Source organism: Canibacter zhuwentaonis (genome assembly GCF_018531145.1).
Classification (GTDB): domain Bacteria; phylum Actinomycetota; class Actinomycetes; order Actinomycetales; family Microbacteriaceae; genus Canibacter; species Canibacter zhuwentaonis.
The window spans coordinates 100,555-112,897 of the sequence record NZ_JAHDSZ010000002.1 but is presented as its reverse complement, the minus strand read 5'-3'; the positions used below and the strand labels follow the sequence as shown (position 1 = coordinate 112,897).

At 55.3% G+C, this 12,343-nt stretch carries 9 protein-coding genes; all 9 read right to left on the bottom strand.

All coding sequences use genetic code 11. The annotated features are described in order from the left end of the window. Nucleotides 1–24: 24 nt before the first annotated feature. Complete coding sequence (ftsZ, locus tag KJY78_RS02685; RefSeq protein WP_214337059.1) at nucleotides 25–1,233, bottom strand: cell division protein FtsZ; 1,209 nt, start codon at nucleotides 1,231–1,233, stop codon at nucleotides 25–27. 110 nt (nucleotides 1,234–1,343) lie between these two features. After that, nucleotides 1,344–2,726, bottom strand: a complete 1,383-nt coding sequence (locus KJY78_RS02680; RefSeq protein WP_214337058.1) for a cell division protein FtsQ/DivIB — start codon at nucleotides 2,724–2,726, stop codon at nucleotides 1,344–1,346. Nucleotides 2,727–2,732: 6 nt separating this feature from the next. Then, a complete protein-coding gene (gene murC / locus KJY78_RS02675; protein WP_214337057.1) occupies nucleotides 2,733–4,184 on the bottom strand; it encodes a UDP-N-acetylmuramate--L-alanine ligase in 1,452 nt (483 codons plus the stop codon). A gap of 31 nt (nucleotides 4,185–4,215) precedes the next feature. Next, nucleotides 4,216–5,286 (bottom strand): UDP-N-acetylglucosamine--N-acetylmuramyl-(pentapeptide) pyrophosphoryl-undecaprenol N-acetylglucosamine transferase, encoded by a 1,071-nt coding sequence (locus KJY78_RS02670; protein WP_348771174.1) that lies wholly within the window; start codon nucleotides 5,284–5,286, stop codon nucleotides 4,216–4,218. Then, nucleotides 5,283–6,515, bottom strand: a complete 1,233-nt coding sequence (locus KJY78_RS02665; RefSeq protein WP_214337056.1) for an FtsW/RodA/SpoVE family cell cycle protein — start codon at nucleotides 6,513–6,515, stop codon at nucleotides 5,283–5,285. The genes KJY78_RS02670 and KJY78_RS02665 overlap by 4 nt, the downstream gene beginning before the upstream one ends. Then, nucleotides 6,505–8,010, bottom strand: coding sequence for a UDP-N-acetylmuramoyl-L-alanine--D-glutamate ligase (murD, locus tag KJY78_RS02660; protein ID WP_214337055.1), 1,506 nt, complete (start codon nucleotides 8,008–8,010; stop codon nucleotides 6,505–6,507). Before murD ends, KJY78_RS02665 begins: the two co-directional genes overlap by 11 nt. Next, nucleotides 8,003–9,091: a phospho-N-acetylmuramoyl-pentapeptide-transferase gene (mraY, locus tag KJY78_RS02655; protein WP_214337054.1), complete on the bottom strand. Its 1,089-nt coding sequence runs from the start codon at nucleotides 9,089–9,091 to the stop codon at nucleotides 8,003–8,005. Before mraY ends, murD begins: the two co-directional genes overlap by 8 nt. Next, the gene (locus tag KJY78_RS02650) at nucleotides 9,088–10,500 is read right to left on the bottom strand and encodes a UDP-N-acetylmuramoyl-tripeptide--D-alanyl-D-alanine ligase (protein WP_214337053.1); all 1,413 of its coding nucleotides are present in this window, start codon (nucleotides 10,498–10,500) and stop codon (nucleotides 9,088–9,090) included. Before KJY78_RS02650 ends, mraY begins: the two co-directional genes overlap by 4 nt. Before the next feature lie 39 nt (nucleotides 10,501–10,539). Continuing rightward, nucleotides 10,540–12,324: a peptidoglycan D,D-transpeptidase FtsI family protein gene (locus KJY78_RS02645; protein ID WP_214337052.1), complete on the bottom strand. Its 1,785-nt coding sequence runs from the start codon at nucleotides 12,322–12,324 to the stop codon at nucleotides 10,540–10,542. Nucleotides 12,325–12,343 lie beyond the last annotated feature (19 nt).

The following is a 12,343-nucleotide window of genomic DNA, read 5'->3' as shown; positions in this document are numbered from 1 at the left end:
ATTACTGAACGAAATAACGGTTATTTATTTCAGAAAATCCGGGATGTCAAGATCGTCATCGTCCGCGTCGAAAGCCGGGTCTTTAAGCTGGTTTTCGAGCGGCGGATTAGAAATCGTGTCATTAAAATTTGAGTTTAACGAGTTAGCACCGGGAGTTTCAACAGGACCCGTTCCGTTAACGCCCCGACCGTAGCTACTGCCGCTGTTGGCTGACATTGTCAGCGACGTGCCATCTTCTAACACGCCACGGCGCGGGCGTGACTGCGTTTTTTCTTTATCAACACTCTGAATACTGTCAAAACCGGCCGCAATAACCGTAACCTTGATATCATCACCAAGGTCTTGATCAATACCCATGCCCACAATCGAGTTAGCCTCAGGGTGCAGAACCGCTTCAATCAGAGTGCACGCTTCAGCAAGCTCGTGCATTCCAAGATCGCTTGAGCCCTGTACGTACACCAGCGCTGCGTGCGCGCCGTCAATAGCCGCTTCAAGCAACGGCGAGCTGGTAGCCAGCTCTGCCGCTTTAATAGCGCGATCCGCGCCGCGCGCAACACCGATTCCCATCAGCGCTGTGCCAGCACCCTGCAACACGGTTTCCACATCCGCAAAATCAACATTAATAATGCCGGCTCCTGAAATCAGGTCGCTAATACCGCGCACACCAGACACCAGCACACTGTCCGCCTGTGCGAAAGCGTCGGTCATGGTGATGCCCGGCTCTGCAATTTCAAGCAGGCGATCGTTTGGCACCACGATCAGCGCGTCAACCTCTTCTCGTAACCGGTGCACACCAAGATCAGCCTGTGATGCGCGACGCTTACCTTCGAATCCGAACGGGCGGGTTACAACACCGATTGTTAAAGCACCGATAGACTTCGCGATTTTAGCTACAACAGGAGCTGCTCCCGTGCCCGTACCGCCGCCTTCTCCTGCGGTGATAAACACCATATCTGCTCCCGCGATTACCGCCTCGATCTCTTCTACTTGAGCTTCGGCAGCCTGCCTCCCCACTTCCGGATCCGCTCCCGCGCCAAGACCGCGGGTTTTTTCGCGCCCGATATCCAGTTTAACATCGGCTTCGCTCAACGCCAGCGCCTGCTGGTCAGTGTTTATTGCGATAAACTCAACGCCCTGCATCCCCATTTGAATCATGCGGTTAACGGCATTAACACCACCGCCGCCAACGCCAACCACTTTAATTACCGCAAGCGAAGGACTGTACGAGTTCATAAACAACCACCTTAAACTTTCAAGTTAAACCAGAAGGTTATACCATATAATTATGTATGTCTATGACCGTACCCGCCGGATACGTAAAAATTAGTGTGACACACCGAATTCTATCGAAAAACTGGCGCTTGCGTTGAAGAAACATCGATAACCGATATATTCCTGTCTGCTAGAGAGGCGCGCATCCGCTCAAAAATTGCCATTTTGAGCGGCACATCCTGCGCGTTTCCCCAGTTTACACGCAAGCCGCCGCGCATAATAAAGGTCACATCCTGCGCCCCTGTTGCCTGCACCTCTTGCACTTCGGATCGCAGCTCAGGCGTGATATTACGCAACACGGCGGTTGCTGCGGTAAAAGCGTCGGTGCGTACATCCGCCGCCAATCCCGTCGCCACTGGCATATTGTCGGGCAGCTCTGTGATACCCTCGGCGAGCGATACACCCGCCGCGTCGAGCACCCGATACCGCTCACCAACAGCGACCGCGATCACCGGCACGCGCTCATGCACGCGCACCAGTAACAAATCAGGGGGCACAGTTTCGTAGCTGTAGCGCTGAATGCGCTTAAACGGCGAGAGCACCCGATACAGCTCTTTGTCGCCAATCAGCGCGAGCGGCTCGCCGCGCAGCTCTTGCAAAGCCTCGGTTACCTCCGGGGCGAGCTGCTCAGAAGCACCCTCAAGGGTGATCTGACGTACGCTCATTAGCGGCGAAATCACAATAATCACAACCGCGAACGCAACAATCGCAACCGTTGCGCAAATGCTCGCAGTAATTTTTTGCGCAAAAGATAGCTCGCGCACAGAGCGTTTTTTAACCGCTTTTTTAGTTGCGTTACGGCTCTGTTTGCGGGCGTTTTTAAGCTCCTGCCGGGCGCGTTTAACCTCGGCAGAGGAACCTATCTCAGCAATCACGCACCGCACATCAAACGTTTGTTTGCGACGCGCCTCCTTTGTCTTTCCGGTAAACGGTTGCGCAGCTGTTTTGGCGAGCCGCTGCGCGGTTGTTTTCTCGGGCGCGGCAGTATTTTGAGCACTCAGCTCTGCAGTCTTTTGCGCTCGCAAATCTGCTGCCTCTTGAATGCCCCTATTTTTAACACTCTTTACGCCCAGAAATCGTGACTTTCCTGCCTTTATTGCGGGTAATTCCCCGCCTTCTTGTGACAGCAATTCCTCGTTTTTTTGAGCGCGCTGCTTGACAACTCTCTTAGCGGCAAAAAAACGCGGTTTTTTAACGGATTCCGCCCGCTCACTCGCAACAGAAGGCACAGCCTCAATTTCCTCGGGATGATCCGCATCCCACACAGAGAGCTCCCGTTCAACCTCGGCAACAGAAGCGCGCACAGAATCCAGATACTCCCGCCGTGACGTAAGCTGCGAACGTAAAGGCTTAAAAAGCCTGCTGCGCAGTTTCTCGTCGAACACCTCAGTTTTCGGTGTGTTCTGAGCGGATTCGCCAGGCTCTGGTAGATCAAATCCGGTGGGGCGCTTCATCTTCAGCTAACCTCCTGCGGGGAGCTTAAAATCCGCCGCGAAACGGCACTCCGTATCACCGAAACGAGCGATAAGAGCCGCCACAAAATCCGGGATAATCTGGTACGCCGTGCCGCAGCTCATGGTGATAAAAACGTCACCGGGGCGGGCAACTGCGGCGGCGTGCGCCACAACATCAGCCCAGTTATCAAAATAGGCAACCCGCGCCTGGTCGGTAAAGGCGTTTGCCACCAACTCGCCAGTAACCCCGGGCACAGGATCCTCTCGCGCACCATCAACGGGCAGCACAATCGTGTAGTCAGCGTTGTTTTCAAGGGCTGCGGCAAACTGCGCATAAAAAGTTGCTGTGCGACTGAACAGGTGCGGCTGGTGCAGCGCGATAACGCGCCCCGCAGCGCCCACAACAGGCTTAACCGATTTCAGCAGCGCCGCAACCTCAGTGTGGTGATGCGCGTAATCATCATAAACGCGCACGCTGGCAACCTCAGCGTGAAACTCAAAACGGCGTTTTGTGCCGCCAAAATCAGCAACCGCCGCAGCCGCGGTTTGCAGATCACTGCCCAGGTGCAACAGCACAGCAATTGCGCCCGCCGCATTCAGAGCGTTATGAGAACCAAACACGTTCAATTGCACGCGCGCAGTCTCAGCGCCGCAGCTCACATCAAAACTAACCTCCCCAGAAAGATCTATGTTGTGCACTCGCACATCCGCTGTTGCCGCCGTTCCGAAGGTCACAACACAAGTGCTACGCGGCAGCATTTCGCGCACCTCGAGAGCGCCCGGATCATCCGCTGAAATAACCACTAGTTCTTTAGCAGCGGTGGCAAAATCGACAAAGGCGCGCATAAATGCCTCGCGCGAGCCGTAAAAATCAAGGTGCTCCGGGTCAACATTGGTGATTAGCGCAACGGCCGTTTCGTAAAGCAAAAATGAGCGATCTGACTCGTCGGCTTCGATCACGAACAGCTCATCAGCACCCTCGCGCGCGCTCACCCCGAGCCGCTCAATAACGCCGCCGTTCACAAAAGACGGATCGGCTCCGCTGCCCAGCAGCCCCGTCACCAGCATTCCCGTTGAGGTGGTTTTGCCGTGCGCCCCGGCAACTGCCACCAGCCGCCTGTTGCGCGTTAGCCAAGCCAGCGCCTGCGATCTGTGCAGAAGCTGCAGGTTGTTCTCTTTTGCGTACAGGTATTCCGGGTTGTTGGGCCAGAGCGCGCCCGTTATTACCAGTGTGTCAGCGCCGTGCGCGTTCTCGGCACGATGCCCCTCATAAACTTTCACCCCGAGCTGCTGCAAAGCCGCAGTGTTAGCGTTCAGCGCCCTGTCTGAGCCGGTTACAACGTGCCCGCGGCTGAGCATCATGCGCGCAATTCCGTGCATTCCCGATCCGCCAATGCCGACAAAGTGTACGCGTCCCAAATCTGCGCCCACGCTCTGCTCTAAATCTGGATAAATCATCTGCTTACGCCCTCCTATTGTAACCCGGGCGCTACGCCCGCAGCGCCCGCCGCACCATCTCGTAAAGCTGCTCTGTGCCGTTTAGGCAAGCGGATCGCCCCGCTCGCTCGCTCATTAGCCGCAGTTCGTAATCGTTCTGCAGCAGCGGCAAAAGCTGCGTTTTAACCCACTCCGGGGTGATTTCAGCGTCTTCTGCCAACAGCGCGCCACCCGCATTCACAACCTCGGCGCAATTGCGCGCCTGCTCGCCGTTGCCATGCCGGTAGGGCACAAACACCGCTGGCAGGCTAAGACCGGCGATTTCGCTCACTGTTGTTGCCCCGGCACGCGAGATCACAAAATCCGCCAGGCTAAATGCCAGCTCCATGCGATCACAGTACGGCAGTATTTTATACCCGGCAACTGTCACCGCAGTAGATTCTGTTTGCTCGCCCCAAATGTGCAGCACCTGCACTCCTGCGGCGGCAAACTGCGCGGCACCTGCCGCAATGCCCTCATTAATTCCGCGCGCACCAAGCGATCCGCCGGTTACAAGCAGGGTTTTGCGATTTGCGTCAAGCCCGAAAAACTGCGCGGCGCTAGCTCTCTGAGCTGCACGGTCAAGCTCTGCGATCTCTTTGCGCAGCGGCATTCCAATCACTTTTGCGCCGCGAATGGGGGTGTTCGCAAAGGTCACGCCGACCCACTCCGTGCCGAGCGCTCCTGCCCTGTTGGCTATACCCGGCAGCGCGTTTGCTTCGTGAATCACATACGGCACACCGAGCAGTTTTGCAGCCGCATAAGCGGGCGCGGATGCGTACCCGCCAAATCCCACAACCGCGTCAATACGGCGACTGCGCATTAGTTTTACGGTGCGCACAACTGCTTTAATAAAGCGCGGGGCAAATCCTAAGGCGTACAGGTTTAGGGTGCGTGGAAAAGGCAGTTTAGCAATTGTGAACAGCTCAAAACCGCGCTCTGGCACGAGCCGCGACTCCAGCCCCTCGCAAGTTCCGAGCACAACAATTTCGGTATTTGCCTCCTGTGCGGTGATCATTTCTGCGAGCGCCAACAACGGGTTTACGTGCCCGGCAGTGCCTCCTCCGGCAAGTAAATATCTCACACAACACCTCGCTTGTTCAGCTTCGGCAAACTCGCATCGCCCACTTTTTGCGTCGGCAAACGTTCTTTACGGATGCGCGTCTCCGCTTCATGCGCGCACACGAGTACCACCCCGAGCGCCAGAGCGCACGCCAAAAGCGCACTACCGCCCGCGCTAATTAGGGGCAGCGGCACTCCCAACACCGGTAGAATACGCAGCACAACAGCGATGTTCACAATCGCCTGCCCAATGATCCACACCAGCACACCGCCGATAATACCCCTGCTGAAATTATCGCGCACGGTTCCTAAAATCCAGATCAAAGCCCAGGCCAACACGCCGTAACCTAGCAACACACAGATCGCGCCGATTAGCCCCAGCTCCTCGGCAATAATTGCAAAAATATAGTCGTTTTCAGAAGCCGGCAGCCAGGCCCATTTAACAATTGAGTTGCCGATTCCAGTGCCGTTAACCCCGCCGTTTGCAATCGCCCAAATCGCGTGGGTTGGCTGCCAGTTGAGCGTCGCGTAGTCGACCGAGTTATCGGTAATAAACAGGCTCTTAATACGATCGAGCCTGTTAGAGCTGGTTAACACGCCCAGCACCGCCGCTGCCGCGCCGACGCCAATAAAACTCGCCACGCGCTTGCCGCTCGCACCAGTGAAATACAGACACCCGATAACGATCAGCCCGAGCACGCTGGCAGTTCCCTGGTCGTGACCGATCACAATCATAATTATTAGAGCGAAAGAAACAATCCAAATTGGCGCGTTGTTTTGCACCACGGTTTTATTTCTGTGCGACTGATAAATGCTTAGCGACAGCAGTATAATCAGGGCAAGTTTCAAGAACTCAGAGGGCTGCACTGTAACGGGTCCCAGCGCTAGCCAGTTACGGTTACCACCGATTGTCACACCCAGTGGCGAAAACAGCACCAGCAGCTGCAAAATCACCGCGAGCAGCGCAAACCACGGGGCAATTTTGCGGAGCAGCGTGATCGTCACAAACATCGCCACAAGACCCATTAAAACTATTGCCACAAGCGCGTACAGAAAATGCCTCGCGCCAGAGGCAAAAGCACCCTCCGCCTGAGTTGCGGACGCGGATGTCACCATCAAAGCACCCAGCATCATCAGCGGCACAGCAACCGCCCAAATTGCGATAATTCCCCTGTTCAGAGGGCGTTTTTTAATGCCACTCACTGCGGCAACTGTGGCATCTATACGCGCGCCGGTTAATTTACTGCTCACCTGGCACCCCCAAAAGCTGCTGCACCGCGCGCGCAAACGCAAGCCCGCGCTCAGCGTATCCGCCAAACTGATCGATGCTCGCCGCCGCCGGTGCGAGCAATACCGTGTCGCCGGCGAGCGCATAGTTCGCGGCGGATACAACAGCACGCTCCATAACGGCATCTCCTGTGAGTTTAGCGCCCTCAGCATCTTCCGCCGCAACCTGCGCAACCGTAAGTTCAGGGCAAACTCGCCGCACCAAGCCCGCAGTTTCCTGCGAGTTTGCGCCGATAACAACAACCGCCCGCAGCTTTTTTACGTGCTTTGTTAGCAGCGGCACAATATCTGTGCCCTTAAAATCGCCGCCCATAATCCACACCGTGCTAGCAACCGCAGACAGCGCCGCATCCGCCGCGTGCGAATTGGTCGCTTTTGAATCATCAACCCAGAGCACCCCGTTTTGCTTAGCAACGGGCTCAACCCGGTGTTTGTCGGGCACAAAACCGAGCACTGCGCGTTTAATATCGGTCGGGGCAACTCCGTAAGCTCTTGCGAGGGCAGCGGCAGCTAAAACATTGGCGACGGTGTGCGGCTGCGCCAAACCTGCTTCGTGCAACTCGCTCAGCGTTACCAGCTCAAGCGCCGTTGTGCCGCGCGCTGCGTGATAGCCGCGATCAACCAGAATGCCTTCAACAACTCCCAGCTCAGATCGCGCCGGCGTGTCAAGCCCAAACCCGACAGCTCGCGCCCCCTCCTGCACATCGGCCTGCATCAGCAAAGTTTCTATTATTTCTTCGTGCCGATTGTAAACGCACGCGGTTTTTGTGCGCTCAAAAATCTTCGCCTTTGCCGCAATATAAGCCTCGTAACTGCCGTGCCAGTCAAGGTGATCGCGGGCAATATTGAGCACACAGCTGGCGTACGGTCGCACCGTATCAAGCCAGTGTAGCTGGAAACTCGAAAGCTCCACAACCAGCGCGTCAAACCCTTCAGGATCCCGAATCGCGTCTAGCACAGGCACCCCTATATTACCCACGGGAGCGGCCTTCGCACCGCTTGACACGAGCATAGTTGCGGTCAGCTGTGCCGTGGTTGTTTTCCCGTTAGTACCGGTGATACAGAGCCACTCGGCGGTGTATACTTTGTCTCGCACGCGCCAGGCAAACTCAATATCGCCCCACACTGTAATTCCCGCTTGCGCGGCCCAAAGCAGCAGCGGATTATAGGGGCGATACCCGGGGGATACAATAATTAATTGCGGATCGAACTCCCGCAGCGCCGCTAACTGCGCTTCATTATCACCAATGCAGCTTGTAACATCCAGCACGGATAAAATCTTCTCTTTTTCCACGTCACCGCGCTGCGCAAAAACCCGTGTTGTAACCCCAAGCTCTGCGAGCACATCCGCCGCCGCAAACCCAGCTACCCCGAGCCCCAGCACACAGGCGCGAATACCGCGCCACGGCGCGTACCAGCTGTTTAACTGCGCGAGCAGCGCGGGATCTAACCTAGCCATTTAGCAAAACCCACTCGCCGTAGAACATCGCAACCCCGAGCACTGCCAGCGCGCCCGCAACAATCCAAAAACGCACAACAACTGTAACCTCTGCCCAACCTTTAAGCTCAAAATGGTGATGAATGGGGCTCATCAGGAAGATCCGCTTGCCCCCTGTTGCTTTGAAATAAGCGCGCTGCAGAATAACCGATCCTGCCTCGATCAGGAACAGCCCGCCAACCATAATCAGCAGCAACTCCGTGCGCGTGAGCACTGCAAGCGCTGCAATTGCGCCGCCGATACCCATTGAGCCGGTGTCTCCCATATACAGCAGCGCGGGCGAGGTATTCCACCACAGAAAACCAATTAGCGCGCCGGTAAATGCTGCCGCAACAGCAACAAGATCGAGCGGATCGCGCACCGTGTAGCACCCAACCGCGTAATCTTCGAGCACGCAACTCTGCGAAAACTGCCAAAAGCTGATCAGAATATACGCCATGAACACCATAATAGAAGCGCCCGCGGCAAGACCGTCAAGCCCGTCAGTAAGATTTACCGCGTTAGAAGTTGCTGTGGTTATTAAAATAACCCAGAGCATAAAAAGAATCAGCCCGACCCATTTGCCGAGCGCCAAAAAATCTATTTCAGTGTCACGAAACAGCGAAACTGCAGTTGTGGCCGGTGTGATTCCATGCTCGTCTGGAAATTTCAGTGCTAAAAACCCGAACACGGAGGCAGCAACAACCTGCCCGAATATTTTCGCCCAGCCGCCCAGCCCGAGCGACTGCTGTTTGCGGGTTTTTACGTAGTCGTCAATAAACCCAATTAGTCCACAACCCCAGGCCAGCCCAATAACCAGCAGAGCGGACGCGGTTGGCGTGCCGTCGGTGATAAGCTCCGCAGTAAAATAGGCGATGGGGGCGCCGATTAAGAACACAATACCACCCATTGTGGGCGTGCCGCGCTTAGCATAGTGAGATTCAGGACCGTCCTCACGGATAAACTGTCCCCACTGCAAACGCCTAAATATTTTTACAAACAGGGGCGTTAAAAACAGCGAAAAAGCAAGCGCAATAATGCCCGACAAAAGCACGGCGATCACGACGCTAGCTCCTCTTTCAACTTGTCGCCTAAGAATCTCAGTTTAGCCACGTTAGAAGATTTTACTAACACAGTATCCCCTTCACGCAGCTCTGCCTTCAAATACGCAAAAGCCTCATCCTGGGTTTCAAAATGGTGCGCGGCGACACCATCCCAGGCTCCCTCATTAACGGCGGAAATATACATTCTACGCACGTTCGTGCCAACAGCAATAAGCTGCGAAATACGCAACCGCACCGCCAAAACTCCAAGTTTATCGTAAGCGGGACTCGCAAACTCGCCCAGCTCGCTCATCTCGCCGAGCACTGCGATGCTGCGCCCCTGCAGATCGCTAACCTGCGCCAAGGTTTTTAAAGCCGCCTCCATAGAGTCGGGGCTCGCGTTGTAAGCATCATTAATAAGCGTGATTCCGCCGGGAAGTTTAGTAACCTCCATGCGCCACTTAGCAGCCCGCGAACTGCTGCTTAAAACCCGCAGTATCGAATTGAAATCAACCCCGCACTCGCTCGCAACCGCGGCGGCAGCCAGCGCGTTATTAACGTGGTGCGCGCCGAGCACCTGAAACAAGACCCGCTCCTCGTGCGCTCCTAAATGCAGGTTAAACACTGTGCCCTGCGCGGTAACCTCAATATTGCTCGCGTAGGCAGAGCCTGTTGTGTCACCAAAATACAAGGTGCGCGCAGCAGTGTGCGCCGCCATTTGTTTAACTCGCGCATCCGCCGCATTCAAAACTGCAACGGCATTTTCTCGCAGCATAGCAACCATCTCCTGCTTCGCTTGCGCAGTTGCCTCGATGCTGCCAAAGCAGCCCGCGTGCGCAAGCCCGACCATCAGCACAACGCCATAATCGGGCTGCGCTAAACGCACCAGGTTTGCAATTTCTCCGGGAGCGCTCGCGCCAATTTCAAGCACCAAAAAGTCGGTATCTTCCTGCGCGCGCAGCATTGTGAGCGGCCCGCCAACCTCGTTATTAAAAGATTTTTCAGCCGCCACGGTGTTACCCGCGCAGGAGAGCATTTTAGCAAGCAGATTTTTGGTTGTTGTTTTACCGTTAGAACCCGTTATTGCAATAACCTTTAGGCGTCCGAGCTGCTTCAGTCGCGCAATCACCGCGCCCGCAAGTTCGCCCAGCGCAGCGGTTGCATCCGCAACAATAACCTGCGCAACCGAGGCCTGCGACGGTTGCTCGCAAATAACCAGCGCCGCGCCCGCGCGCACCGCCGCGTCAATATAGTCGTATCCGTCTTGCGTGTCACCGCGCCTGGCAACGAAAATCTGCCCCGGCTCAAGCTCGCGCGAATCAGTTTGCACAAGACCGCTAAGAACCGTTTCGGGAGTGACTGCGGCGGTATCTAAAAACAGCTTACCACCGGTAACTTCAGCTATTTCTCTAAGCGTTAAATCAATCATATAATCCTGGTTTCACCGTTTATTCTACGCGCTAAAAACTTAATACTCGAGCGGGAGCTTGCGATATTCGCCCTGCGATGGCGGCACTTGGAAATGGCGGATCGTTGCCCGCACAGTATCACGCCAGGAAGTTCCGGCGACACTGCTTGAACGCTGCGGGAACGCAATTGAGCTCACAACAACATACTGCGGATCATCGGCTGGAAAATACCCGGCAAAACTGTTGATGTAGTCGCTCCTGTATCCGCCCCGCCCATCAGACTGCTCAGCGGTCGCGGTTTTACCGACAACGCGGTAACCGTCTATATGCACACGGTCATAAACCGTGCCGTAGTTAGCCACGTTCTCAAGAATGTCTGTAACCTCAGCTGCCGTCTGCTCACTCACAACCCGCACCGGCTCGCCGTGGTTAAACTCGGTCACCTCGCCGTTGTCAGAGGTGCAGGATTTAACCAGGCTCGGAGGGATGCGCAGACCCTTATTGGCGAGCGCCTGATAGGCTCCCGCAGTTTGAATAATAGTTGAAGAAACACCCTGCCCGAACATAATATTGTAGCTGCTCTGCGCGTCCCACTCCGCTGCGGGGTACAGCAGCCCGGATTCCTCGTACGGCATTCCCGCCTCGGTCGCCTGACCCAGTCCAAACTTTTTCAAATACTCGTACCGCACGTTTTTGTCTACGCGACCGCCAATCATGGTTGTGCCAACGTTGGATGAAACAGCGAGAATACCCGCGAGTGTCCATCTTGTTTCGGGGTGCGGATACGCGTCACTAAAAACAACTCCCGGCTCGGGGCGCCACTCGTACGGGGTGCTACTTTGCGTTATTGCCGTTGCTTTGCCCTCGTTAATTGCCATCGCGGCTGTTAGCGCCTTAAAAGACGAGCCAGGCTCGTAAGGGCTTGAAAAAGCGCGCGAACCCAGCCGGCTTGGATCTGATGCGGCAGTGTTATTAGGATCAACAGAGTTGTCTTCGGCAACTGCCAAAAGTTCACCCGTTTTTGCGTTCATAACAACGTGCATAGCCCATTCAGCGCCGGTTTTTTCACGCGCTAAATTAACAATCTGCTGCACCTGATACTGCAAGTCACGATCTATTGTGAGCGCAACTTTACCGCCGTTTGTGCGTTTTTTAACCTCAACCCGGCTTCCTGGCAGCGCCATCCCATCCGCTGATCTCTCATAGGTTTCAAAACCGTCTTCACCGGTTAAACACTCGTTTTGTGAACGCTCAATTCCGGCAAATTTGGGGCCGTTATCCTCCCACTGATAGCCAAGCAGATTACCGGCAACCGCGCCGTTTGGATACGATCTGTCAAAAACCGACTCGTACGTCATCCACGGCACACCGAGTTCTTTTAGCTGGCGCAGCTGTCCCAGATCAATGCCGCGCTTTACGTACATAAAATCAGATTTCGGATTTTCTGCCAGCTCGTCATTAACCGCTTTGATCAGCTCTTCAGCCGGTCTGTCAACAATCGCCGCAATTTCAGTTAGTGCGGCCTCTGTTGTGACCTTTTCGCGGTTTCCTGTGCTTTGGTTAAAACGGTAGAAAATACCCTTGTTTTCGCGCGTGTTTTTAGGTGACAACTTAGCGTCGTAGAGTTCACGAGTTGTTGCTAGCACACTGCCGTTACGATCCACAATATCTCCGCGCACCGCCTGCAGCACACTCTCCACCCCGATTTGCCCCTGAGCCTCGGCCGTCAGCTGCTCAGCCTGCACAACCTGCAGCGAAAACAGCCGCCCGGCAAACACCGCAATAACGACGACAACAAGCGTGAAAGCGAGCAGGCGTCGCCTATCAACAAGCTTTTTAATCACCCACTGCGCTCCTCGTCTG